The 23,247-nt window shown below is 66.5% G+C and carries 25 protein-coding genes; 10 read left to right on the plus strand and 15 right to left on the minus strand.

The annotated features are described in order from the left end of the window. Positions 1-86: 86 nt before the first annotated feature. The 3 genes from LT971_RS13780 (at position 87) to LT971_RS13790 (ending at position 3,691) form a co-directional block, all read left to right on the plus strand. On the plus strand, positions 87-389 hold the full coding sequence (locus LT971_RS13780) for a MazG nucleotide pyrophosphohydrolase domain-containing protein (protein WP_237007521.1): 303 nt from the start codon (positions 87-89) through the stop codon (positions 387-389). Positions 390-524: 135 nt separating this feature from the next. Next, positions 525-2,627, plus strand: a complete 2,103-nt coding sequence (locus LT971_RS13785) for an acetate--CoA ligase family protein (RefSeq protein WP_237007522.1) — start codon at positions 525-527, stop codon at positions 2,625-2,627. Then, positions 2,624-3,691 carry a phosphotransacetylase family protein gene (locus LT971_RS13790; RefSeq protein ID WP_237007523.1) on the plus strand — a complete coding sequence of 356 codons (1,068 nt, stop codon included), beginning with the start codon at positions 2,624-2,626 and terminating at the stop codon, positions 3,689-3,691. The genes LT971_RS13785 and LT971_RS13790 overlap by 4 nt, the downstream gene beginning before the upstream one ends. A 20-nt stretch (positions 3,692-3,711) precedes the next feature. On the opposite strand, the gene LT971_RS13795 is transcribed toward LT971_RS13790, so the two are convergent. After that, a complete protein-coding gene (locus LT971_RS13795) occupies positions 3,712-4,110 on the minus strand; it encodes a chemotaxis protein CheW (protein WP_237007524.1) in 399 nt (132 codons plus the stop codon). An 88-nt stretch (positions 4,111-4,198) separates the two neighbouring features. Here LT971_RS13795 and LT971_RS13800 point away from each other — a divergent pair, with 88 nt between their 5' ends. Next, positions 4,199-4,546: an ArsR/SmtB family transcription factor gene (locus tag LT971_RS13800; RefSeq protein WP_237007525.1), complete on the plus strand. Its 348-nt coding sequence runs from the start codon at positions 4,199-4,201 to the stop codon at positions 4,544-4,546. 68 nt (positions 4,547-4,614) lie between these two features. Then, positions 4,615-4,896, plus strand: coding sequence for a DUF7521 family protein (locus LT971_RS13805; protein WP_237007526.1), 282 nt, complete (start codon positions 4,615-4,617; stop codon positions 4,894-4,896). Positions 4,897-4,910: 14 nt separating this feature from the next. On the opposite strand, the gene minD is transcribed toward LT971_RS13805, so the two are convergent. The 10 genes from minD to LT971_RS13855 all read right to left on the minus strand — a co-directional run bounded on the left by minD (position 4,911) and on the right by LT971_RS13855 (position 15,527). Next, a complete protein-coding gene (gene minD / locus LT971_RS13810; RefSeq protein ID WP_237007527.1) occupies positions 4,911-5,888 on the minus strand; it encodes a MinD/ParA family ATP-binding protein in 978 nt (325 codons plus the stop codon). Between the two features lie 44 nt (positions 5,889-5,932). Continuing rightward, positions 5,933-7,678 (minus strand): archaellar assembly protein ArlJ/FlaJ, encoded by a 1,746-nt coding sequence (gene arlJ, locus LT971_RS13815; protein WP_237007528.1) that lies wholly within the window; start codon positions 7,676-7,678, stop codon positions 5,933-5,935. A gap of 4 nt (positions 7,679-7,682) precedes the next feature. Beyond that, complete coding sequence (flaI, locus tag LT971_RS13820) at positions 7,683-9,572, minus strand: archaellum flagellar ATPase motor FlaI (RefSeq protein ID WP_237007529.1); 1,890 nt, start codon at positions 9,570-9,572, stop codon at positions 7,683-7,685. 12 nt (positions 9,573-9,584) lie between these two features. Beyond that, positions 9,585-10,355: an archaellum protein ArlH gene (gene arlH / locus LT971_RS13825; RefSeq protein WP_237007530.1), complete on the minus strand. Its 771-nt coding sequence runs from the start codon at positions 10,353-10,355 to the stop codon at positions 9,585-9,587. Beyond that, positions 10,352-10,807, minus strand: coding sequence for an archaellum stator protein ArlG (arlG, locus tag LT971_RS13830; protein ID WP_237007531.1), 456 nt, complete (start codon positions 10,805-10,807; stop codon positions 10,352-10,354). The genes arlH and arlG overlap by 4 nt, the downstream gene beginning before the upstream one ends. After that, positions 10,808-11,245 (minus strand): archaellum stator protein ArlF, encoded by a 438-nt coding sequence (gene arlF / locus LT971_RS13835; RefSeq protein WP_237007532.1) that lies wholly within the window; start codon positions 11,243-11,245, stop codon positions 10,808-10,810. Beyond that, complete coding sequence (locus LT971_RS13840; protein WP_237007533.1) at positions 11,229-12,689, minus strand: FlaD/FlaE family flagellar protein; 1,461 nt, start codon at positions 12,687-12,689, stop codon at positions 11,229-11,231. The genes arlF and LT971_RS13840 overlap by 17 nt, the downstream gene beginning before the upstream one ends. Before the next feature lie 171 nt (positions 12,690-12,860). Then, on the minus strand, positions 12,861-13,331 hold the full coding sequence (locus LT971_RS13845) for a FlaD/FlaE family flagellar protein (RefSeq protein WP_237007534.1): 471 nt from the start codon (positions 13,329-13,331) through the stop codon (positions 12,861-12,863). After that, a complete protein-coding gene (locus LT971_RS13850) occupies positions 13,328-15,232 on the minus strand; it encodes a methyl-accepting chemotaxis protein (protein ID WP_237007535.1) in 1,905 nt (634 codons plus the stop codon). Before LT971_RS13850 ends, LT971_RS13845 begins: the two co-directional genes overlap by 4 nt. 55 nt (positions 15,233-15,287) lie before the next feature. Continuing rightward, the gene (locus LT971_RS13855; RefSeq protein ID WP_237007536.1) at positions 15,288-15,527 is read right to left on the minus strand and encodes a DUF7385 family protein; all 240 of its coding nucleotides are present in this window, start codon (positions 15,525-15,527) and stop codon (positions 15,288-15,290) included. Between the two features lie 161 nt (positions 15,528-15,688). On the opposite strand from LT971_RS13855, the gene LT971_RS13860 reads away from it, so the two are divergent. The 5 genes from LT971_RS13860 to cheF1 all read left to right on the plus strand — a co-directional run bounded on the left by LT971_RS13860 (position 15,689) and on the right by cheF1 (position 19,775). Then, the gene (locus LT971_RS13860) at positions 15,689-16,270 is read left to right on the plus strand and encodes a flagellin (RefSeq protein WP_237007537.1); all 582 of its coding nucleotides are present in this window, start codon (positions 15,689-15,691) and stop codon (positions 16,268-16,270) included. Between the two features lie 4 nt (positions 16,271-16,274). Then, positions 16,275-16,889, plus strand: coding sequence for a flagellin (locus LT971_RS13865; protein ID WP_237007538.1), 615 nt, complete (start codon positions 16,275-16,277; stop codon positions 16,887-16,889). A gap of 2 nt (positions 16,890-16,891) precedes the next feature. Continuing rightward, the gene (locus LT971_RS13870; protein ID WP_237007539.1) at positions 16,892-17,467 is read left to right on the plus strand and encodes a flagellin; all 576 of its coding nucleotides are present in this window, start codon (positions 16,892-16,894) and stop codon (positions 17,465-17,467) included. A gap of 70 nt (positions 17,468-17,537) precedes the next feature. Then, positions 17,538-18,758, plus strand: a complete 1,221-nt coding sequence (locus tag LT971_RS13875; RefSeq protein WP_237007540.1) for a HEAT repeat domain-containing protein — start codon at positions 17,538-17,540, stop codon at positions 18,756-18,758. A gap of 144 nt (positions 18,759-18,902) precedes the next feature. Continuing rightward, positions 18,903-19,775 (plus strand): chemotaxis protein CheF1, encoded by an 873-nt coding sequence (cheF1, locus tag LT971_RS13880; RefSeq protein WP_237007541.1) that lies wholly within the window; start codon positions 18,903-18,905, stop codon positions 19,773-19,775. Between the two features lie 57 nt (positions 19,776-19,832). On the opposite strand, the gene cheF2 is transcribed toward cheF1, so the two are convergent. The 4 genes from cheF2 to LT971_RS13900 all read right to left on the minus strand — a co-directional run bounded on the left by cheF2 (position 19,833) and on the right by LT971_RS13900 (position 23,247). Beyond that, positions 19,833-20,696, minus strand: a complete 864-nt coding sequence (gene cheF2, locus LT971_RS13885; RefSeq protein ID WP_237007542.1) for a chemotaxis protein CheF2 — start codon at positions 20,694-20,696, stop codon at positions 19,833-19,835. A 105-nt stretch (positions 20,697-20,801) separates the two neighbouring features. Continuing rightward, complete coding sequence (gene cheR, locus LT971_RS13890) at positions 20,802-21,608, minus strand: CheR family methyltransferase (RefSeq protein ID WP_237007543.1); 807 nt, start codon at positions 21,606-21,608, stop codon at positions 20,802-20,804. Further along, positions 21,605-22,069: a chemotaxis protein CheD gene (locus LT971_RS13895; protein WP_237007544.1), complete on the minus strand. Its 465-nt coding sequence runs from the start codon at positions 22,067-22,069 to the stop codon at positions 21,605-21,607. The genes cheR and LT971_RS13895 overlap by 4 nt, the downstream gene beginning before the upstream one ends. Next, entirely contained in the window at positions 22,066-23,247 is a 1,182-nt protein-coding gene (locus LT971_RS13900; protein ID WP_237007545.1) for a chemotaxis protein CheC, read from the minus strand. The genes LT971_RS13895 and LT971_RS13900 overlap by 4 nt, the downstream gene beginning before the upstream one ends.

Genomic DNA, 23,247 nt, shown 5'->3' on the forward strand with positions numbered 1-23,247 from the left:
CACCCAAAACAGTTTCCGAATCGGAAACTGAACTTTGGGAAGCCTAAACCACGTGGTTGAAGTCGCAGTCCGTCGACGCCACCGGCATGGACGAACAAGCGCGCGTCGCGGCGTTCCTCGCCGACCACGACCTCCACGCACCACCGGAGCACCGCGTCCTCGACCTCACCAGCGAGGTCGGTGAGCTCGCGAAGAACGTCAACGAGACCACCGACTACGGCGCCACGGCCGGTGCCGACGTCGACCGCGACGAGCTCGGCGACGCCCTGTTCTGTCTGCTCGCGCTCGCCGACGAACTCGACTACGACGCCGGCGACGCCCTCGACGAGGCCCTCGAGAAGTACGAGGACCGGCTCCACCAGTCGGGGACGGCCGGCTCCGGCGAGTGACTGGCGAGACCGCTGGTGACCCGGTCCCAGACCACCACGAGAGCCCCGGACTGTCACGAATCATCGTGGGAGAGCGGTTCTCCCGCCACGGGAACGTCGCCCAGATTTAAGCCGGCGTCTGCCCTCGGTCCACGTGTGAAGACACAAGAAGACGCAGGCGGGCTGTTCGCCCCCGAGCGGGTCGCGGTGGTCGGTGCGACCGACCGCGAGGGGTCGATCGGTCGCGCCATCGTGGACAACCTCGGGGACTTCGACGGCGAGGTCGTCGCAGTCAACCCCGGCCGCGACGAGGTACTCGGGTACACCTGCTACCCGGACCTCGGCGAGGCACCAGCGGTAGACCTCGCGGTCGTCGTCGTGCCGCCCAGCATCGTCGTGGACGCCGTCCGCGACGCCGGCGAGGCGGGCGTCCGGAACGTCGTCGTCATCACCGCCGGGTTCAGCGAGACCGGCGGCGAGGGCGCCGACCGCGAGCGCGAGCTCGTCGAGGCGGCCGAGGAGTACGACCTCAACCTCGTCGGCCCCAACAGCCTCGGCGTGCTGTCGACGCCGACCGGACTGAACGCCACGTTCGGCCCGTCGAACGCGCTGGACGGCAATCTCTCGTTCATGAGTCAGTCCGGGGCGTTCATCACGGCCGTCCTCGACTGGGCGAACGACCAGGGTATCGGCTTCAAGGACGTCGCCAGCCTCGGCAACAAGGCAGTCCTCGGCGAGACGGACTTCATGCGAGCCTGGGGCGACGATCCCGAGACCAACGTCATCCTCGGCTACCTCGAGGGTATCGACGACGGCCGCGAGTTCATCGACGCGGCCCGCGAAGTCACGACGGAGACGCCGGCGGTCGTCGTGAAGTCCGGCCGCACGGAGGCGGGCGCGCAGGCGGCGTCCTCCCACACGGGGACCATCGCCGGCAGTGAGGCCGCCTACGAGGCGGGCTTCCAGCAGGCCGGCGTCGTCCGCGCGGAGAACGTCCAGGAGCTGTTCGACTTCGCGCGAGCGCTGGACGGCCTCCCGATGCCGGACTCCGAGAACGTCGCCGTCGTCACGAACGCCGGCGGCCCGGGCGTGATGGCGACCGACGCCGTCGGCGACTCCCGGCTGTCGATGGCGTCGTTCCAGGACGAGACACTCGACGCCCTCGACGAGTCGCTGCCCGACGAGGCGAACGTCTACAACCCCGTGGACGTCATCGGCGACGCCGAACTCGACCGCTTCCGGTCGGCAATCGACACCGTGCTCGCCGACGACAACGTCGGCTGCGCGCTCGTGCTGTCGGCGCCCACGGCGGTCATCGACTACGCCGAACTCGGCGAAGCCGTCGTCGACCTCCAGGCGGAACACGACAAGCCCGTCGTGACCTGCCTGATGGGCGGCGAACGCACCGACCGAGCCGCGGGCGTGCTCCGGGAGGCCGGCATCCCGAACTACTTCGACCCGGCGCGCGCCATCGGCAGCCTCGACGCGCTCGCCGTCCAGCGCGAGGTCCAGGCCCGCGACTACCAGGCACCCACCGAGTTCGACGTCGACCGCGAGGCTGCCCGGGAGATTCTCGAGGACGCCGCCGACCGCGGCGCCACCCGGCTCGGCGTCGAGGCGATGGACCTCCTGGACGCCTACGGCATCCCGACGCCGGAGGGCGACGTCGTCGACGACCCCGCGGACGCCCGCTGGGTCGCCAACGACATCGAGGGCGACGTCGTCATGAAGATCGTCAGCCCCGACATCCTCCACAAGTCCGACATCGGTGGCGTCAAGGTCGGCGTCTCCGACGAGGACGTCGCCGACGCCTACGAGGACCTCGTCACGCGCGCCAAGAACTACCAGCCCGACGCCACCATCCTCGGCGTGCAGGTCCAGGAGATGGTCGACGTCGACGCGGGCACGGAGACCATCCTCGGCATGAACCGCGACCCCCAGTTCGGACCGCTGCTACTGTTCGGTCTGGGCGGCATCTTCGTCGAGATTCTCGAAGACACCAGCGTCCGCGTCGCTCCCGTCTCGGACCGCGAGGCCGGCGAGATGATCGACGACCTGGACTCCGCGCCGCTGCTGCGGGGCGCCCGCGGCCGCGACCCGGCCGACGAGGCCGCCATCACGGAGAGCATCCAGCGGCTCAGCCAGCTGGTCACCGACTTCCCGGCCATCCTCGAACTGGACGTCAACCCGCTGCTCGCCACGGGCGACGGCGCGACGGCACTGGACGTGCGACTCACCATCGACCCTGAGGAACTATGACAGACACCAACACGCTACTCGTCACGTCGACCGACGCAGGCACCGGCAAGACCGCCGTCTCGCTCGCACTCGCGCGACTCGCCGCCGAGCGCGACCAGACGGTCGGCTACATGAAACCGAAGGGCACCCGGCTCCAGAGCAACGTCGGGAAGACCCTCGACGCGGACCCGATGCTCGCCCGCGACCTCCTCGACCTCGACGCCGAGATGCACGACCTCGAACCGGTCGTGTACTCGCCGACGTTCGTCCAGGGCGCCATCCGCGGCCGCGAGGACAACGAGGAACTCGCCGACCGCGTCCGCGAGGCGTTCGACGGCCTCGCCGAGGACCGCGACTTCATGGTCGTGGAGGGCGCCGACGACCCCGCGACGGGCGGCATCGTCGACCTGACCGACGCCGACATCGCCGAACTGCTGGACGCGCGCGCCATCGTCCTCGCCCACTACGAGGAGCCCGGCGACGTCGACGACGTGCTCGCCGCCGCCGAATCGCTGGGTGATCGCTGTGCGGGCGTCGTGTTCAACGCCGTCGAGGACGCCGCCTACGACGACGTCGAGAGCGAGGTCGCGCCGTTCCTCGAGGCCCGCGGCATCCCCGTGCTCGGCGTGCTCCCCGTCGAGCGCGAACTCGCGGGCGTCAGCGTCGCGGACCTCGCGTCCGACCTCGGCGCGACCCTGCTGACCGAGGACAGCGGCGAAGAAGACGTCGTCGAGCGGTTCCTCGTCGGCGCGATGAGCGGCGAAGCCGCGCTCAGCCACTTCCGGCGCACGAAGGACGCCGCCGTCATCACGGGCGGCGACCGCGCGGACGTCCAGACGGCCGCCCTCGACGCGCCCGGCATCCGGTGTCTCGTGCTCACGGGCGGCCACCGCCCGCCGGGCGCCGTGCTCGGGAAAGCCGCGGACGCTGGCGTACCGGTGCTGTCGGTGCAGTCGGACACGCTCACGACGCTCGAACGTGCCGAAGGCCTCGTGCGGGGCGGTCGCGTCCGCGACGAACACACCGTCGACGTGATGCAGCGGCTCCTCCACGACCACGCCGACGTCGACCGGCTCATCGACTGAATCGGGATTCCCGGAGGCTGCTACACCAGCGCGTCCGGCTCCACCCAGACGACGAACCGGTCGTCACGGCGAATGACGCCTCGCGTCGTCTCGGACGCCGCGGACTCGTCGAGGTCGGCTTCCGCGACCGCCTCGACCTCGTGGACGTCGTCGACCAGCAAGCCCGTGGCGTCGTGGTCGGACAGCACCACGATGCGGGTGCCGTCCGGCTCGCCGGACTCGTCGAGGTGTACCCGGGGGTCGACGACCGTCGTCGTCTCTCCGCGGAGGTCGACCACGCCGACCACGTGCGCCTCGGAGTTGGGAATCGAGGTCACTTCCTCGTCCGCGTCCACGATCTCGTCGACGTGTGCGATGTCGATGCAGTACCGGCCCTCGCCCAGGGAGAACTCCAGCACGTCCGTCTCGTCGTCGGCCATAGGCCCGAATCGGCGGCCGGCCGAATTAAGCGTTTGGTTGACGCCAACCCCGACACTCTTTTTTCGGGCGGGTCCCATTTCCTTCTCGATGGACCCGGTGGACGTGTTGCGGGTACTCGGCAACAAGTACAACGCCGAGATACTCGAAGCGACGCACGCGCCGAAGTCCGCCCAGGAACTCAGCGAGGAACTGGACATCCCGATCGCCACCAGTTACCGGCGCATCGAGGAGCTCAGCGAACACGACCTGCTCAAACTCGAGGGCAAGGAGCTCTCCGACGAGGGCCGCCGCACGAAGGTCTACCGGCGGCAGGTCGACGAGATCAGCGTCCAGTTCGGCGTCGACGAGACGACCATCGACACCAAAGAGCGCACCGAAGCGAAGAACGCGCTGGTCGACGTCTGGAGTGACCTCGGGGCAGACGGCGGCGATTGATTCTCGCGGCTAATAATCACGCCCCTACATTTTTAGGCAACCTCGGGGTGATTTAGGGTAAGACCCGCATGCGTCTCATCGAAGCACTCTACCTGTTGTTCAGCGGGACCCTCGCGGTCGCCGGCCTCAGCATGGTCGCGTTCGCGGTACGCGCCTACAGGGACACGGGCCGGTCGTCCATGATGCACCTCTCGGCCGGCTTCGGGCTCGTGGTCGCGGCCGCGGTCGGCACGACCGTCCTGGCGTTCCTCACTGGATTCGAACGGACTCGAACGCTCCTCACGGCGAACTACTTCATCACGACCGCTGGCTACGTGTTCCTGATGTACAGCATCGTCCGGTCGAGCTAGCGCCCTAGGCCGGACTACGAGAACTTCGACTTCACGCGGTCGAACAGCTTCACGCGACGTTCGGCGGCCTCGTCGTCGCTGTCCACGCCCGCCTCGGCCATCAGCTCCTCGATAGAGATCTCGTACACCGGCCCGTCTGCTGCCGGCTCCTCGTCCGCCGTCTCGGGCTCCGCGGGTTCGTCGGCCTCCCCCGTGTCGGGGTCGACCCACTCGAAGGCGTCTTCCTCCGTCTCCTCCTCGCCGGCCGCGGGCGTCGACGGCTCCATCCCGACGCTATCTGCGAGGCTCGCGGCCAGCCTGCCGTACGCGCGGGCAGCCGGGCTCTCCGGTTTGAGGTCCACGACGGGGCGGCTCTTCCGCACTGCGAGCTTCACGGCGTCGTCGTGGGGGACGCTCACGGTCACGGCGTCCGTCGTCCCGAGCGCCGCCGCGATGCCCTCCACGTCGTCGAAGCCGCCGTCACCCGTCCGCGTGAACACCGCGCCCACCACGGGCTTCTCCAGTTTCGAGACGAGCTTCCCCGTCTTCGTCGCGTCCGTCAGCGAGTTCAACTCCGCCGTCGTCACCAGCAGGACGCCGTCCGCGACGCTCATCGCCATCGCGATGTCGTAACTCAGGCCCGCGCCCGCGTCCAGCAGGACGACGTCGTGGTCCGCCCGCAGGTGGGTGACCACGCGGTGCAGGGCCTTCGCGTCCGCCTCCGCGAACTGTTCGAGGTCGGTCGAACCCGGAACGAGAGTGACGCCGTGGGCGTCGTACGTCGCCTCGCTCGGCGACGCGTCGCCCGCGAGCACGTCGTGGAGCGTGACGTCCTCGTCGACGCCCAGCAGCCCCGCGAGGTTCGCCATCCCCAGGTCGACGTCCACGACCGCCACGTCGAACCCGTCGTCGGCCAGTGCGACGCCGAGATTCGCCGTCGTCGTCGACTTGCCGACGCCGCCCTTGCCACTGGCGACGGCGAACACGAACCCCTCGCCTCCGGCCTCGGTCATCGTGGTCGTCCTTGCGGAGGCCCGCACATAAGTGTGGCCCCCCGTCAGACGGCGAGCAGCGACTCCACGAGCCCCAGTGTCAGCGATCCGATGGTACACGAGACCCAGGTCAGGACGACGAAGTGGATGTACGAGTTCACCTTGTGGCCGCCGTCGACGACGCGGACCATCAGCGACGACAGCGTCGCGTTGATGACGAGGGTCAACACCAGCAGGTACTCGATGAGCTCGATGTCGTACACTCCGGTGTTGATGATGGTACCGACGTCGAACGCCGGATTCGAGAAGTCCAGCCCCAGCCCGGAGATGACGTCGACGATGCCCAGCCCGATGAAGAACGCGAACGTCGCCGCCGCCGAGATGCCGTACAGGACGCCGACGAGCGTCGACGCCGACTGGCTGCGCTTCTGGCGGAGCTGCAGCACCTCGCTCATGTTCTTCGAGATGAGCTCCCCGAGGTGCTTGGGAGCGCCACCCATCTGGCGGCCGATGAGGTACATCTCCGAGAACTTCTGGATGAGGTAGGAGTGAGAGTCCGCCGTGAAGTGCCGCCACGCACGCGCCGCGTCCAGCCGGAGGTTCAGGCGCTTGTAGAGGTCGTCCACGAGCGCCGTCAGCGGCCCGAAGTTCTTGTCACGGAGCGACTGCAGGACGCGCGTCGTCGTGGTCTGGCGTGCCGTCTCACTGGACCCCAGCGCTCGAATGAAGCTCGTGAACGCGTCGTCTCTGTCTTTCACGCGCTCCTCCTCGGCGCGCGCCACCAGGCCCGGAATCAACAGCGGCGTCGTCGGGATTGCGGCGTACATCGGCAGCGGCAACACGTCTTCGGCCAGCGGCGTCCACCCCAGCTGGATGGCAGCGACGACCAGCGCCAGCACCACCGCCAGCCCCCCGCCGACGGCCGTGGCGCCCCGCAGCCGCCACTCCGCACTCGTCGTCTTGTCCTCCGGGAAGTACCACAGGGGGTCGCTCGGGGCGAGCGTGTACATCGTGTACAGGAACCCGATCTGGATGAACGTGTACAGCACGACGACCGCCGACACCGTCATTGTCGGGTTGGTTCCCGAGAGAATCGGCAGGACTGTCGCGAACACCAGCGCGAACGTCACTGACAGCACCATCGACAGGTAGAGGTCTTTCATGACCTCGATGTTCTCCAGCTGGCCTTCGTAGGTCGTCGCGTAGTTCCGGATGATGGCTTCCTGCTCGGTCACCAGGTAGGACTCCAGGCTCTCCCCGGAGTTGATGGTGTACGCGAGCCGGTCGAGGAAGTCCGCCAGGAGGTCGCTGGGGACCTTGTTCGCGCGCATCCGGCAGGCGTCGTCGAGGCTCTGGTTCCACGCGTCGATGAGCTGGACGATGCGCCGCGACTCCTCCGCCAGCGGCCCGTACTCCTCCTCGGAACCGATGCGACGGAACACCTCCACTCGATCGATGTTCGTCGTCGACAGCACCGTCATGTGCGTGACGAAGAGGTGAAACCGGTTCTCCATCCGGACGCGGCGCTGGTCCAGCCGGATCTTCGGGTAGAAGACGGCCGCCGTCAGCCCCAGCAGCCCGAGCATCGGGATCGGCACCAGGAGGAACGTCGGCAGGTCGAAGACGAACGCCGTGACGACCGTCACGAGGAAGAACAGCACCGACGGCACGACGACCAACACGACGTAGTTGAACGTCGGCATCGGCATCGCGCGGTACGACTCCAGCACCGAATCCACGAACTCGCCGAGGTCGATGTCGTCCAGCGACCCCTCGACCTCGACGTTCTCGCTCTCGGCTTCTGCAGCCATGATGCTAGAACCCGCGCGAGATGGTGAACGGGAGGCCCTCGACGCCGTCCCGCTGGAACGCCGCGATGGTTTCGTTGAAGTCGTGGTACCCGATCAGGTCCTCCTGGATGATGCGCTCGATGATCTCCGCGCGGAAGTCCATCTCGTCGTAGATCTCCCGCGTGTCGGCGTACCCCAGCAGCGTCGCGATCTGCTCCTCGAGGACGTAGGAGTTGTTCCGGCCCTGGAAGACGATCTCGTCCTCCACGGGGTCCCAGTAGAACGCCTGCCGGGTGACCACACCACCCATCTCTTTGGAGTACCCCTCGATCTCCTGGACGGACGTGACCCGGCGCAGCACGTCGTCGCCCTGCTTCACGCGGTTCTGGAACAGCGCCACGTCGGCGTTGTCCATGAACGTCTCCGGGACGTTGATCGGCTCCCCGGTGAAGCGCTGAATCATCGAGACGATGTCGCTGGCGTGGAACGTCAGCATCACGGGGTGGCCGGTCTGTGCCGCCTGGAACGCCATGCGGCCCTCCTCGCCACGCACCTCACCGACGATGATGTAGTCGGGACGGGAACGCAGCGCCGCCGCGACCAGGTCGAACATGTCCACGTCCGCGGAGTTCTCGCCCTGCCCCTCCCTGGTCAGCAGCTGCTGCCACGTGTCGTGGGGCGGGATGACCTCCGCGGTGTCCTCCGCGGTGTAGATCTTCGAGTCCCGGGGGATGAACGCCATGATGGAGTTCAGCGTCGTCGTCTTCCCGGACGCCGTCTCCCCGACCACGAACACCGTCTGCTCGTTCTCCAGACACAGCCAGAGGTACGCCGCCAGCTCCGGCGACAGCGTCCCCCACTTCGTAATCTGGCCGACCGACAGCGGCACGTCGTCGCCCTGACGGATGGTGAGCGACGGCCCCTTCAGGGAGACGTCGTCGCTGTAGATGATGTTGATACGCGAGCCGTCCGGCAGCGTCGAGTCCACGATGGGGTCGCTGTCCGAGACCGGGTCGCCCATCCGCTCGCCCATGTTGCGCAGCCAGCCGTCGAACTCCTCGGGCGTCCCGAAGTCCACGGTCGTCTCCAGCATCCCGTACGTCCCGTGGTCGACGTAGCAGCCGCTCGGGCCGATGACGTGAATGTCCTCGTTGTAGGGGTCACGCATCACCGGCTCCAGCGGCCCGAACCCGACGATGTCCCGGTTCAGCTGGTAGCGGATGTTCTCGTAGGTCCCCTCCGAGACCGGAATGCGGCCGAACCCGAACGCCTCCTCGAGTGCCTTCCGCATCATCGGCATCGCCGCTCGGAACTGGTTCGCGACGTTCCGCGGCGTCGACGCCACCTTCCGAGCGCCCGCGGCCACCTGCTGCGTGGAGAGGTCGCCCGAATCGAGGGACATCTGCCCGCGGTCGTCCCCGACCATCTGGTCTGCGACGCTCGACGCGTCGAAGTTCTTCACGAGCGACCCGAGGTTGTTCGGGAGCTGCTTGACGCGGTGGAACACGTCCTCGGACTTGTCGTCCGAGACCCGCACCGTCTCCTCGAGGAGCTCCTCGATGCGGTCGTCGTACTCGGCCTCGGCCTCCGGCGCGGGCTTGTTGACGGACTTCTCCAGGATGCGCTCCTGAACGTTCTTGAACACCGCCGCCTCCGGTCCCGAGAGCTCCGGCTCGATGGTGTAGTACTTCGTGTCCTTGCCCAGGTCGCCGTACACGTGACAGAAGATGGGGCCACCCACGGGATAGAGGACGTTCGGCTTGTCGGCCTCCCAGTCGTCGGTCGGCTCGTCGATCAGCTCCGGGAACTCGCCCGTGAACTGCTTGAACCGCTGGAGGTACTCCCGGAGATGGGTGTAGCGGGTCGCTGTCTCCCGGAGCTCGTGGCCGATCTGTCGACTCCCGTGGTCTGCCATGGTTGGTCCCCCTTACGCCACACTGCGGCTCTCGATGACGATACCTGTGCCGGACCGCACCGAGTACCCGATCGTGTCCCCGACCTGCTCGCCCATCCCGGCGAACCGCCGCACCGCGATGGAGCGACGGACGTCGTTGCCGACTTCCACCATCTGTAACTCGAGGTAGACGTCGGCAATCGACCGGAACGGTCCAATCGCCTCCTCGTCAACAGTACTGGGGTCCACAGTCAAAACGATGACCTTTCCTTGCGAGACCAGATCCCTAAAGAAGGAAATGATTTCGAGGGCGGCCTGACGCTCCTCGTTCTGCCGCACCAGCGCCTCGAAGTTCGGGTCGTTCCGGAGGATGGCGTCGAACGTGTCCACCACGACGACGTCGGCGTCCCACATCTTTTCGGCCTCCATCAGGCGTTTCAATAGCTGCCGACGACTCCCGTCCTCGTCCGTGCTTCCGCCCCCGCCGCGCAGCGCGCTCTTCCCCGTGTCGACGTCCGCCTCCAGGAACAGCAAGTCCTCGTTCAGGAGGTGTTCCTCCACGTCGTAGCTCAGCGAGTGCATCTGGTCGATGAACCCCCTGACTGTCAGCTCCGTCGATACCAGGGTCACCGAGTTGTTCTCCTCGCAGAGCCCGTAGGAGAGCCGCTGGCTCATCGCGGACTTCCCGGCACCGTAGTCGCCCTCGATGAGGACGATGCTGCCCCCGGGAATTCCGCCACCGAGCTCGTTGTTCAACCGGTCGTGCTCGTCGAGACCGAGCGAGTAGAGTGTGCGCGTGCTCATGACGTTCTCAGCTCTAGCACTTCTCTGTCGCCGTTCACGATCACGACGATTCGATGGTCGCCAGAGTTCAGATTCACGCTCGTCGCGTTCACCCGAACCACGTTCCCCGGCCCCCAGCTACTCCCATCGACCACCTCGACGGACAGCTCCGTCGCGTACTGGCCGTCCACGATGACGTCGAACGTACTCGGTTGCGCCGCCAACGACTCGGAGCCAGTGTTCTTCACGAGCAACGTCAGATTGTTGTTCGCGCCGTCGTACACCGCTTCTGGGCTGCCCGGGTCGCTGATGATCTCGACGTCCGTCTCGATCTGCCGACTGACGTCGACACTCCGGTCGCCGAGCGCGCCGCTCAGCCGCTGGACGCCGTTCGTCATCGTCCCCGCGACCGACGCCGCCACGAGAATCGACGCGATGAAGATTATCAGCGTCGACGAGGACACGCCCGCCACTCAGACCACCTCCGTAGCGGCGACGCCGTTCTCGGTCACGATCTTCACACGGTCCGGCTTCGGAGACTGCGTCACCGTCAGCGAGTACGTCTCTCCGGGCAGCCAGAGGTCGGTCTCGGTGTTACTGTCGACCGACGTCGACACGTATGCGTCACGCGTGACGTACGAACCATTCGAAATCAGGTCCGTCTCGTTGATAGACAGCGCCGTCGACCCGTTGTTCGTCACGTTTACGGTCATGTTCTCCTCGGTCGAGTCGTAGGTGACATTCGAAATCTCGATGGCGGTGTTCTTCGCTTCCAGCACGCGGTCGTCCTGAACCTCCTCCGCGTCCTGTACGCGCTCGTAGCCGTTGAACGCAGCCGAATAGAGGATGCCCACACTCACGAACGCGGCGATGAACAGGATCGCCGCAGAGCCACTAACGCTGAATCCCATGCCTGTTGAGGTCCTCGCAGCGGTCGACGATGACTCGCTCTATGTCCTCGCTCGACAGCTCCTCGATGTAATCGAGGCTCTTCAGGTGGTCGTCCATCGTCAACTCGGTGCTCCCGAACTCCTCGCGGTAGAGGTAGTCCGAGTCGGTCAACCCCTCCAGGAAGTCGAACAGCTGATCCCGCACCGGCTCACCGATCCAGCCGATGCGCTCGTAGTAGTTGATGGTGCGAACCGTGTTCTTCGGCCCGAACTCGGTCAGGAGGTGGTCGAGCCACTCCAGACAGACGACGTCCGCGAGGTAGCCCTTCGGGGGCTCCGCCAGATGCGGTCCGTCGTCGCCACCGAGCGCCAGGCCGGGCGCCGCGCCCGACGCCTCGTTGACGCTCGACCCGCTCGCGGGCTCCGGCTCCGGCTCGGGTTCCGGCTCGGGTTCCGGCTCTGGGTCCGCCTCGAGGTCGTCCTCCTCGAACTCGAAGTCGTCGGTGGTTTCCTCGGGCTCGTCCTCGCCGGCTTCCGCCTCGAGGTCTGAATCGTCGAACCCGATGTCGGGCTTGTCCTCGGCTTCGATGCCCTCCTCGTCGACAGGTTCGCCGTCCTCGCCCTCGGCCCAGTCCGCGTCTCCCGACTCGTACTCTTCTTTGAGCTCCTCGAAGGAGGTGCCGCCGCCGTCGCCAGCGGCCTCCTCGCCGTTCGGACCGCCGAACTCGTCGTCCATCATGCCACCCTCTCCCTCCTCCTCCTCGTCTTCTTCGCCGAATTCGCCGAACTCGTCGTCCATCATCTCGCCGTCGTCCTCCTCAAACTCTCCGTCCGCGTCGAACTCGTCGCCTCCGTCGTCTTCGGCTTCCTCGCCGAACTCGCCGAACTCGTCGTCCATCTCGTCGTCCTCGCCCTCTTCGAAGTCGTCGTCGAAGGCGTCGTCCTCGAAGAACTCGTCGGCTTCGGCTTCCGCGACGTCCTCGTCGAGGTCGCCGCCGCCGTCGTCCTCTTCTTCCTCTTCGTCGAACAACCCGAAGCTCTGGCCGCCGGCAGCGCCACCGCCGCCGGCAGCGTTCGGGTCGACGTCGTCCACGAACGGGTTCACGCCCCGCGTCACCATCTCGTAGATCTCGAGGAGCTTCCGGACGTTCTCCTCGACGTCCTCGACGCTCTCGCTTATCTGTTCGTTCTCACTCCGGACGGTGTTGGCCTTCGACGCGACGTTCGACACTTCGGTCTCCAGTTCCTCGATGCGGTTCTCGAGCTCGTTGACGGACGAGTCCGCGCCACCCGCGCCGTCCCCGCCGCCACCGCCGTCCATGTCGTCGAACGACCCGAAGTCGTCGTCGAAGTCGTCGTCGAAGTCGTCGTCCATGTCGTCGTCCATGTCGAAGTCGTCGCCGTCGCCACCACCACCGCCGCCGCCGGAGTCCCCTGACCCCTCGTCGTCGAGCCAACTGGCCATTCCGACGGCCAGTGCCCCGAACTGCAAGAAGGCCACGGCAGCCGGGGTGAGGTCGATAATCGTCATCGGGATAGATAACGGGAGCCCCACGTAATTAATGTTCTCCCCCAGTTCTCAATCAGATAAATCGGGTTTGACACTCGTAAACCCCCCGGAAGCCACGCCCTACCGTCACTCCATCGACGACAGGCGCGCGATGTACACCAGACTCAACACGTGGTCGGCCATCTCGAGGTCGCTGTGCGACTCCTCGTCGGCCGGACCGGAGAACCCACGAACGTGGCTCTGCAGCCGCTCCGCCGCGCCCTCGCTGACCCAGCCGATGGTCTGGTAGTACTCGAGGGCCTTCAGCGCGCGCTTCACACCGCCGCGCTCCAGCAGGAAGTCCAGCCACTCGAACAGCGTGATCTCCGCCGCGTACTTTCCGGGCATCGACTCGAGGTACGGCCGCTCGAGGTTCTCCGGGGACGCACTCGAGTGCATGAACAGCAGCTGCTTGAGCTGGTCGGACCGTACCGTCTCCTCGGCCGTCTGTTCGTGCTCCTTCAGGCGCTCCTTGAGCTCTCGGATGTTCTCGTCCCCGCCCGCGCGGGCCGCACTGCGCAGTTCCTCTGGGTCGTACTCGCGTGGGTTCAAGGTCATTGGCTGTCAGTAGTGAGCTGGTCGACGCGCTCGCTCAACTCCGAGACGGCCTGGGACTGATCCCGGGTCGCGGACACGATGCGTTCCGAGGCGTCGGCGGCCTCCTGGGCCTGCCCCTGGACCTCCTCGATGGTCACGATGACGTCCTCGACCGTCGACGCCTGCTCGTCGTTCGCCCGCGCGACCTCGGTGATGCCCGTCGCAGCCTCGTCGACTGCCTCCGCAATCTCTTCCAGCGCCGTCAGGGCGTCGTCGATCTCTTCGCCCGCACGGTGAATCTGTTCGTGGGATTCCTCGACGGCGACGACCGTCTCGTTCGCCTGCTGCTGGACGTCGTCGATGCTGCCCGCGATCCGCTCCGTGTGTTCACGAGTCTCGTTCGCCAGCTCCTTGACCTCGTCGGCGACGACGGCGAACCCACTGCCCGCCTCTCCCGCGCGTGCGGCCTCGATGTTCGCGTTGAGCGCGAGGAGATTCGTCTGGTCCGCGACCTCCGCAATGACCTCGACGACGCCCTCGATTTCGTCCATCTTCGACTCCAGCTCCGAGACGCTGTCCACGAGGTCGTCGCTGATGTCGATGACCTCGTCCGTCGCCTGACTCGCCCCCTCGCTGGCCTCGAGCCCGCTCTCGGCAGCCGCCTGCGCCTGCTCGGCGGCCGACGCGACCTGGTCGGAGCTCGCCGCGACCTCCTGCATGCTCGCGGAGAAGTTCTGCATCTCGCTGGCAGCACCCGAGAGCATATCGTTTTGCTCGCTGACCGTCTCCGCGATCTCGTTCGCGTCCTCGGTCGCGCGCTTGATGGACTCCGCCAGCTCCTGGGTCTGCCCGTCGACCTGACCGACGAGGCGTTCGAACTGGTCGGCCATCCCGTTCAGGTCGTCCACGACCGTCACGAGCCGCTCGTCGATGATGCCCTCGTGCTCGAAGGACGCCCGCGTCTCGAGGTGGCCGTTCGACAGCGCGTCGATGGTCGAGCTCAGCTCCGTCACGAGGTTCTCGACCGCCTGCGTCCGCCTGACGTCCTCCGTCCGGTCCTCGACAGTCTCCACGACCGCGAGCAGCTCCCCGTCGTCACCGAAGATCGGGCTGGCCTTGAACCGGATGTCCCGCTCGTCGCCGTCCGGTGTCACCATCGTACTCGTGTCGATGTACATCGCGTTCTTCGCGTCCGCGCGCTGGACGTCGAACTCGGAGTCAGCCGACTCCGGGGCCTCGATGACCTTGTCGGCGAGCGTCTTCACGCGACGCCCGTCCGGGTAGAACGCCTCGCTGGCGTGTTCGAGGCCGAGCGCGTCCGCCTCGGAGCACTGTGTGAGCTCCGCGAGCGCCTCGTTCCACGCCACGACCTCCCCCTCGGCGTCGAGCATGAACACGGGCATGCCGACGCCGTCGAGCAGCTCGTCGTCCTCGACGTTCAGCTCTTCCTCTTCGTCTTCCTCGTCTCCTGCCCCTGCTGCCCCGGCGCCGTACGCGTCGACCCCTGCTGCCGCGTCTTCGACGACCGCGTGCATGCCAGAGCGAACCTGGCGCTCCGCACGGTCTATCGCCGCGTCGTCGACACCCTCCTCGCGGAGCTGCTGGAACGCAGCGTCCACGACGGCGTCGACCGACGCCTCGTGGGCGTCCACGAACTCGGCCGCAGACACGTCGGCTGCCTGGTACGCCGGCACGTACGACGCGGTGTTCGGCGCAGTCTCGTCCAGCAGCGACCCGAGGTGTTCGGTCGCCTCCGCCGGAAGTCCGGGGTCGACGGCAGCCGAATCGACCTCGTAACGCTCCCGGAGCGTCGCCTCGGCGTGGCCGGACTCGTCGAACGAGACGGCACCCACCTCGGTGCCACCGTCCGTCGCCGCCGACCCGGACCCCCGACGCAGCAGTTTGCGGAAGATACTCAACATTCGTCGGTACATCGGTGCAACCACGTATAAAACGTTTCCCCGTCGCGTATCAGTTCTAAGAATCGCCCGCGTGCGTGAACAGGACCACCCTGTCCGCCTCGTTGAGGAGACACAGCGACAGCCCGTCCCTGGGTGAGAGCTGTTCCGAATCTCGCTGTGACGCCAGGGCCTCCGCGAACGGCTCGCCGCAGACCGGACACTCGACGCCGTCCCGGTTCTCGAACACCCGTGAGTCGCCGGTGTCCTCGAGGAGCTTCACCCGGTGACGGACCGCCTCGAAATCCACGCTGGCCATACACACCGGGAACACGAACAGGTGCTTAACGGTTCGGTACTCCCCGATTTATCGGTTTTCACTGGTGATAACCGCACCCCCACCTTTTTGTAGGGAAGACGGATTTGTGCAGGTGAGCCCCAGAAACCCGGACCGGGTGGGGGCAGAGAAACACCGAAACAATGTTCGAGTTCATCAACGACGAGGACGAGCGCGGGCAGGTCGGGATCGGCACGCTCATCGTGTTCATCGCGATGGTGCTGGTCGCGGCGATCGCCGCTGGCGTCCTCATCAATACGGCCGGCTTCCTCCAGTCCAAAGGCAGCGCGACTGGCGAGGAAGCCAGCGCACAGGTCTCTAACCGCATCAACGTCGTCTCCGCCTACGGCAACGTCACCGGGAGTGAAAAGGTCGATTACACGAACCTGACGGTCCGGCAGGCTGCGGGTGCGGACAACATCAACCTCAGCAAATCCACCATCCAGTGGATCGGCCCGGACACCGCCACGACGCTCACGTACGATCAATCGACCGCGAATGATACCGAGTTCACCACTGAGTCTATCAAGGGCGACAACACCGACGTGCTGGTCCAGCAGTCCGACCGCATCAAAGTCGTGCTGGACTCGAAGGCCATCACGACTGACGGCCTGAAGGCGGGTGAAGAGGTCCAGCTCACGCTGACCACGCAGTACGGTTCGAAGACGACGTACTGGGCGAACGTCCCCGAGTCGCTCAAGGACAAGAACGCGGTGAACCTCTAAACCAATGTTCGAGTTCATCAACGACGAGGACGAGCGCGGTCAGGTCGGGATCGGCACACTCATCGTGTTCATCGCGATGGTGCTGGTCGCGGCGATCGCCGCCGGCGTCCTCATCAACACGGCCGGCTTCCTCCAGTCCAAAGGCAGCGCGACTGGGGAAGAAGCCAGCGCACAGGTCTCTAATCGCATCGACGTCGTCTCCGCCTACGGCAACGTCAACACCACTTCGGAGATAGTCGATTACGCGAATCTGACGGTGCGGCAGGCTGCGGGTGCGGACAACATCAACCTCAGCAAGTCGACCATCCAGTGGATCGGTCCGGATAAGGCGCTGACGCTGACTCACAACGACACGGCAGCGAACGACACGGAGTTCGCCACCGAATCCATCAAGGGCGACAACACCGACGTGTTGGTCGACCAGTCCGACCGCATCAAAATCGTGATGTACGCAGGCGGGTCCAATGAATCGGGGACTGGCCTCAACGACGGTATCACTGCGGGCCTCTCCGCTGGTGACGAGGTCCAACTCACGCTGACCACGCAGTACGGTTCGAAGACAACCTACTGGGCAACCGTCCCCGAATCCCTCAAAGACAAGAACGCGGTGACCCTGTAACGATGTTCGAGTTCATCAACGACGAGGACGAGCGCGGTCAGGTCGGGATCGGCACGCTCATCGTGTTCATCGCGATGGTGCTGGTCGCGGCGATCGCCGCCGGCGTCCTCATCAACACGGCCGGCTTCCTCCAGTCCAAGGGCGCAGCGACTGGCGAGGAAGCCTCTGCACAGGTCTCTAACCGTATCGATGTCGTCTCTGCCTACGGCAATGTCACGGGTGAAGCGGTCGACTTCGCGAACCTGACGGTGCGGCAGGCTGCAGGCGCGGACAACATCAACCTCAGCAAGTCCACCATCCAGTGGATCGGCCCGGACGAGGCCATCACGCTGACGCACAACCCTTCGGCAGCGAACGACACCGAGTTCGCCACCGAATCCATCAAGGGCGACAACACCGACGTGTTGGTCGACCAGTCCGACCGCATCAAGATTGTCATGGACGCGGGACAGATCACGGGCAATCTGGGTGCCGGTGACGAAGTCCAGCTCACGCTGACCACGCAGTACGGTTCGAAGACGACGTACTGGGCGAACGTTCCCGAGTCGCTGAAGGACAAGAACGCCGTCACGCTGTAAGACGGTCGTTCCCCACCCGTACCGCTCTTTGAACGCCATCATTTTGTAGTCGCGTCTCGTCCCACTAGTCGTGCCATCGCTGTACGGGCTGGAGCGCTCCGGCGACGTCGAGAAGCTCGTGGAGTTGCTCCAGGAGAGCGAGAAGGAGACGGTGCGTCGGCGCGCCGCCGAGATCCTCGGGAATCTGGACGAGCCGGAATCCGAGGGGGTTCAGGCGCTCGTCGACGCGATGAGCGACGACGACGAGACGGTGCGTGCGGCGGCGATCGACGCGCTGACCCAGCAGGAGGCGGTCGACGCGCTGATGCGTGGACTCGGACAGGAAGTGCCCGAGTCCGGGGCGACGTGGGCGCAGGCGGAGGCGTTCGTGGAGAGCCTGCACGCTGGGACGCCCGAGTTGCGGATGGCGTCCGCGAACGTGCTCGGGCTGCTCGGTGTGGAGGATACGGCGAAGCCGCTCGCGCAGCGGATGCAGGACGAGGAGCACGTCGGAGTGCGGGCGCGGATTGCCCGCGCGCTCGGCCGCGTGGAGCAGCCGGCGGCGACGGGCGTGCTCGTGAACTGTCTGCACGGCGAGCCGCTGAAGGTTCGCCGGGAGGCGGCCGAGTCGCTGGGCCGACTGACGACCGAGGAGTCCCTCGACGGACTGCTGTCCGTGGTGGAGGACGACAGCGAGGCGATGCGCCGGACCGCAGTGAGTTCGCTGGGGCAGTTCGGGACGCCAGAGCCGGTGGACGCGCTCGTCGAGCGGCTCGGCGACGACAGCGACCTCGTGCGGCGTGCGGCCGTGTTCTCGTTGATCGAGATTCTGTCGAACGTCCCGCCGGACCAGAGCCACCAGCTCCGGGAGACGATCGTGGACCGGATGGCGACGCGGTCGGACCCGAGCATCGTGAAGTCCCTCATCGAGATCATCGAGGAGGGGACGCAGCTCCACCAGCGGCGGAACGCGACGTGGATGCTGGGCAGGGTGGCCGGAGACCAGCGGACGAAGATGGACGCAATCGAGGCGTTGCGAGACCTCCTCGGTGAGGACGACGACCTGATCGCGCAGTTCGCGGCGACGGGCCTCGCCGAAATCGGTGGGGCGTCGGTGGAGACGTCGCTGCTGGAGGTCATCGAGACCGACGACTACGGCGAGGACGCCGTGGCGATGGCGGCGTTCGCCCTCGGGAAGGTGGGCGGTGACCGCTCGCGCCAGCGTCTGGAGCGGCTGGTCGACGAGACGGAGAACGAGGAGGTGCGTCGGCGTGCGTTCTCCGCCATCTCGAAGCTGGGCGGACACACGTAGCCGGTCGCGGTTTCAGTCGCGAGAATCGCACGCAAAGCATTAAATACGCTTGCAGAAAAGAGACGTGTGAATGAGTTCGGGCGCGTGGTGGTGTCGAGGGGTGACCGGCTGGAGCGCGTCCGCAGGGACGATCGCAGGTGAGGAATGAGCGAGTCAGAGTACAAGATAGCGGACGGGTCGGGGAAGTTCCTGCAGGCCGTCAAGGACGGCCGGCGGATGAAAGACGCGCAGTGGTCGAACGGCCGCATCCTCCTGTCGAACAAGCGCATCGTTCTGGCGGGCAACGACGGGAAGCGGAACCTCCCGCTGTCAGAAGTGCAGGGGCTGAGCGGTCGCTACGACGTGAACCAGACGGTCGCGGAAGTCGGGGACTACGTGAGCATCCGGATGAGCAACGAGAGCGTGGTCCTCGTCTCGCTGGGCGACAACACGGAGAGCTTCGAGAGCAAGCTCTACGGCGCGCTCCTCGACCAGACGGAGCTACAGGTGAAACACCCGGCGGTGAAGGGCGGGGTGGTGACCGACGAGGAGTTCGAGCGCGCGCGCATCAAGGTCGACGAGTCGGAGTTGAGCGTCGCGATGTCGAACGGGTCGTTCGTGTCCGTCGAGCTGGACGACGTCGGGTCGGCGGAGGCGGCGTCGCTCGACGTGAACGGCGAGAAGAAGCCGGTCCTAAAGGTCGAGCACACGATCGACCAGGACACGAGCGTGCAGACGTACTTCGCGACCGACTCGCACACGGCGTCGATTCTGGAGTCGCTGCTGACGAAGGAGGCCCAGAAGAGCCAGGGGTCAGTCGAACTCTCCGAGACCGAGAAGCGCGTGCTGATGGCGCTGTACTCGGGCGTGTCGTCGTTCGAGATTCCGGACTTCCTCGGGATGGACGTCGACGAGGTCGAGGAGATCTTCGAGCGGCTCGTCGAGGTCGACGTCCTCGAGGAGGTCCGGAAGCGCCGCGAGGTGACGATGAAGACCCGCGGCCGGAACATCGCCAGCGAAGCCATCAACGAGGAGTAGCTGTGCTGCGTGGTCGCCTCCGCCAGTAGCGGCGTTCCAGCGGGTGCCGGGAGCCGGTCAGATGTTGACGTCTTCGATGTGTTCGCTGACGGCGGCTCGCCCCAGTGACGTGAGTTTGATGCCGTCGTCGTCCGTGACGAGTTCCTTCTCGATGAGGTCGTTGAGCAGCATCGTGATGCGGGAGGCGTCGACGCCGAGGACTGCAGCGAGGCTGGCGTCGGGGCCACTGGAGTAGATGGCGACGAGTGCCTCGATCTCCTCGTCGGTGAGGTCGACGTCCTTGAGCTCCTGCTTGAGGTGCGTGTACTGGAGCCGGATGTAGCGGCCGAGGAGGTTCATCTTCCGGCCGGAGTTCAGCGCGAGTTCGGTCGTAATTGGACCGGTGGCGCCCATGTGACGGACCGAGAGGAGCTGTCGGCTCGAGCCGTCGACGTCGCGGTCGACGCGCTCGAAGTGCGAGACCGTCGAGAGGTCGACGGACGCGTCGGCGCCACCTTTGACGACGAGTTCGCCTGGGGCGAGGCCGAGCTTGCCGCCCTCGAAGGGCTGGTCGGTGACGCGGCCGCCGCGGCGTGCCGGGTGTTTGACGTAGACGGCGGTGCCGTGCAGCAGCGCTTTGAACACGAGCGTGACGAACCGGTCGACGGTGTCGCCGCCGCCCTCGACGACGGCGACGTGGCGGTCGCCGCCGCGCTCGTAGGCGATGGTGACGGTGTCCTCGAAGAACCGGGCGAGGTCGCCAGGCGCGGTCTCGTGCTGGACGTCGAAGACGCCGTCCAGAGGAACCGTCGTCTTCTCGTCGTCAGTAGCGAGTACGATGCGGCGCTTGCTCATGACGACGCGGCCACGCACCGGTTCGACGTGCGTGGCCGTGTCGGGGATGAACGACGAGACGAAGTCCGCGATTGCTGATTCCGACATGTCCCCCGTGTGGTGTTCGGATGTGAATCGGGTGGGCGGGCGAATAAGCGTTACTCCTCTGTCCTGTCTGGGGCACCGAGCGGCGACGCGCTCGAAGGACGGCCGTCAGTCGTCGCTGACACGCCGGTAGATGCGAATCCGGGGGTCGGCGGCCTCGAAGCGCTCCTTGACGTCGCCCGGGAGCGTCTCGGTCTGCCCGAGGACGAGGTGGCCGCCCTCGCGCAGTGACTGGCTGACGGTGTCGAGTATCGGGAGCTTGTACTGTTTGTCGATGTAGATGCAGACGTTCCGGCACGCGACGAGGTCGAAGCCCGACTTGGGGTCGTCCGTGATGAGGTCGTGGCGTTCGAACGTCACGAGGTCCTTGACGTGGTCGGCGACGACGAAGCCGCCGTCGCCGTCGTGGTCGACGTACTGACTGGGGTCGTCGAGGAAGTCCAGCTGTTCGCTGATGTCGGCCGTGCGCGTGCTCTCGTAGCGGCCGGCACGGGCTCTCGACAGGGCGTCCTCGTCGATGTCCGTCGCGAGGATGTCGACGTTCCGGGGGTCGAGGCCGGCGTCCAGGGCGAGCATCGCGATGGAGTACGGCTCGCGGCCGTCGGCGCAGGCGGCGCTCCAGATGTCGACCGACCGCACCTCGTCGGCGGTGTCCAGCAGTACGTCTTCGAGGGCGCCCCAGACTTTCTCGTCCCGGAAGAACTGGGTGACGTTCACCGAGAGCGTGTCGAGGAGTTCGCTGCGTTCCTCGGCGTCGTCCGTCCGGAGCAGTTCGAGGTAGTCGGCGTAGTCGTCGACGCCGCGGCGCCGCATGCGCGCCGACACCCGGCGGTCGAGGTACGACTCGTCGTAGTAGCTGGTGGCGAATCCCGTCTCGCGTTCGACGAAGTCGAGTACGTCCTGGAACTCTGTCAAATCACGTGCACCTCGGCGTCAACACGGTCTATGGTCACGTCTCCGCTGGTCGGACTAAAGGACACCGACCGGCCGCTCTCGCCGCCGGTCTCGGTGGCGAGCAACTCGATGTCGGCGTCGGCGAGCGCGCGTTCGGCGGCGGCGACGTTCCGCGCGCCGACGCTGTCGCCGACCGAGAGGTCCAGCATCGTGGAGCCGCCCGCGAGCTTCGCGGAGAGGTTCTCCGGGGCGGCACCGAGCCGGACCATCGCCGATAGCATCTCGTCGAGCCCCGAGTCGACGTACTTCGCGGGGTTCTCGACGGGGCCGTCAGCTTCCGGAAGCATGGCGTGCAGCAGGCCTCCGACGTCGACGTCCGGGTCGTAGACGGCGACGGCGACACACGACCCGAGACCGCTGGTGACCAGCAGGGAGTCGTCGTCGGTGACCCGCCAGTCGGCGACGCCCACGCGAATGGTCACGGCTCCTCACCTGCATCGTCGAGGTCGTCGAAGTCGGGGATGTCGTCGCTTGCGTCGTCGGCGAGGCCCGCTGCGATGTCGCCGAGCTGGTCGGCGTCGTCGGGGCTGGGGAACGTACACACCCGGCAGGTGACGTCCGGCCCGAGTTCGATGGTGGCGTTCACGACGGCGATGGTGTCCGCGCGTTCGCCGTAGGCCGCCGCGACCGTGTCGAGGACGGCGGCACCCGCGTCGCGGACGTGCGACGGCGTAGAGATGTCGATGGTGGTCTCCAGCGCGTTCGCCCACTCGTCGAGGAAGCCGCTGGCGGTGATGTTCCCGAGTTCGGCGACGGCGCTCTCGGCCATCTCGGAGCCCGCGTCCGGGTCGTCGAGGAGGAGCGCTGCCACCGCGCCGGGGTCGGCTTCGTCGAACAGGATAGCGATGACGCTGTCGACGACGCCCTCGCTCTCGAAGATGGCGCCCTCGTAGGCGGCGTCGCCGAGCAGGGACGGCACGCGCTCGACCGGCACGAAGTCGACGTGGGATTCGACGAGCGTCGCGTCCACGCCCGTCATCGCTTCGAGGTGCGAGGAGACGGCGTCGGCGCTCACGGACGCCACCCGGATGTGTGCTGCGAGGTCGGCCAGCGAGAACTCGGTGTCCGCCTCGGTCACGTACGACCCGAACGAGTCCACGTCGGGCAGCACCGCGAACCGACACGTGCCACGGGTGCCCGACAGCACTACCCGGCTCTCGAAGACGAACGCGCAGTCGTCGACGATGGCGGCGTCCTGCACTACCTGCTGTTCGTCGCCGACGCGCTCTGGCGGCTGGATCTCGATCGTGTCCTCGTCGTCGGCCGCCCACGCGTCGACGAACCCGCTCGTGAGGATGTTCGCGACCTCCGGGAGCGCCGCCTCGGCGCCGACACCGAGTTCGTCGGCGACGTGGTCGGCGAACGCCTCGTCGAACGACAGCACTGCGCGCCCGGCGAGCGCGCCGTCGAACGCGACGGTGATCCGCTCGCTGGACGTCCCGAGGAACGAAGCGAGGCCGTCGGCGTCTACGAGCGTCGTGCGGGTCAGTTCGCAGGTCGCGGGGATACCCGTGAGCGTCTCCAGGGAGTCCGCGGCGCGCTGGCCGCCCTCGTCGCCCGTGCGGCTGAACGACGCGACGGCGTCGAGGTCGACACGCAT

It is taken from the genome of Halobacterium rubrum, from assembly GCF_021729015.1.
GTDB classification, from domain to species: Archaea; Halobacteriota; Halobacteria; order Halobacteriales; family Halobacteriaceae; genus Halobacterium; species Halobacterium rubrum.

Bases quoted from the DNA above. Each gene is read 5' to 3' on its own strand.
- LT971_RS13780 (WP_237007521.1), top strand. From the start codon at position 87: ATGGACGAACAAGCGCGCGTCGCGGCGTTCCTCGCCGACCACGACCTC.
- LT971_RS13790 (WP_237007523.1), top strand. From the start codon at position 2,624: ATGACAGACACCAACACGCTACTCGTCACGTCGACCGACGCAGGCACC.
- LT971_RS13795 (WP_237007524.1), bottom strand. From the start codon at position 4,110: ATGGCCGACGACGAGACGGACGTGCTGGAGTTCTCCCTGGGCGAGGGC.
- LT971_RS13800 (WP_237007525.1), top strand. From the start codon at position 4,199: ATGGACCCGGTGGACGTGTTGCGGGTACTCGGCAACAAGTACAACGCC.
- LT971_RS13805 (WP_237007526.1), top strand. From the start codon at position 4,615: ATGCGTCTCATCGAAGCACTCTACCTGTTGTTCAGCGGGACCCTCGCG.
- minD (WP_237007527.1), bottom strand. From the start codon at position 5,888: ATGACCGAGGCCGGAGGCGAGGGGTTCGTGTTCGCCGTCGCCAGTGGC.
- arlJ (WP_237007528.1), bottom strand. From the start codon at position 7,678: ATGGCTGCAGAAGCCGAGAGCGAGAACGTCGAGGTCGAGGGGTCGCTG.
- flaI (WP_237007529.1), bottom strand. From the start codon at position 9,572: ATGGCAGACCACGGGAGTCGACAGATCGGCCACGAGCTCCGGGAGACA.
- arlH (WP_237007530.1), bottom strand. From the start codon at position 10,355: ATGAGCACGCGCACACTCTACTCGCTCGGTCTCGACGAGCACGACCGG.
- arlF (WP_237007532.1), bottom strand. From the start codon at position 11,245: ATGGGATTCAGCGTTAGTGGCTCTGCGGCGATCCTGTTCATCGCCGCG.
- LT971_RS13840 (WP_237007533.1), bottom strand. From the start codon at position 12,689: ATGGCCAGTTGGCTCGACGACGAGGGGTCAGGGGACTCCGGCGGCGGC.
- LT971_RS13845 (WP_237007534.1), bottom strand. From the start codon at position 13,331: ATGACCTTGAACCCACGCGAGTACGACCCAGAGGAACTGCGCAGTGCG.
- LT971_RS13850 (WP_237007535.1), bottom strand. From the start codon at position 15,232: ATGTTGAGTATCTTCCGCAAACTGCTGCGTCGGGGGTCCGGGTCGGCG.
- LT971_RS13855 (WP_237007536.1), bottom strand. From the start codon at position 15,527: ATGGCCAGCGTGGATTTCGAGGCGGTCCGTCACCGGGTGAAGCTCCTC.
- LT971_RS13860 (WP_237007537.1), top strand. From the start codon at position 15,689: ATGTTCGAGTTCATCAACGACGAGGACGAGCGCGGGCAGGTCGGGATC.
- LT971_RS13865 (WP_237007538.1), top strand. From the start codon at position 16,275: ATGTTCGAGTTCATCAACGACGAGGACGAGCGCGGTCAGGTCGGGATC.
- LT971_RS13870 (WP_237007539.1), top strand. From the start codon at position 16,892: ATGTTCGAGTTCATCAACGACGAGGACGAGCGCGGTCAGGTCGGGATC.
- cheF1 (WP_237007541.1), top strand. From the start codon at position 18,903: ATGAGCGAGTCAGAGTACAAGATAGCGGACGGGTCGGGGAAGTTCCTG.
- cheF2 (WP_237007542.1), bottom strand. From the start codon at position 20,696: ATGTCGGAATCAGCAATCGCGGACTTCGTCTCGTCGTTCATCCCCGAC.
- LT971_RS13900 (WP_237007545.1), bottom strand. From the start codon at position 23,247: ATGCGTGTCGACCTCGACGCCGTCGCGTCGTTCAGCCGCACGGGCGAC.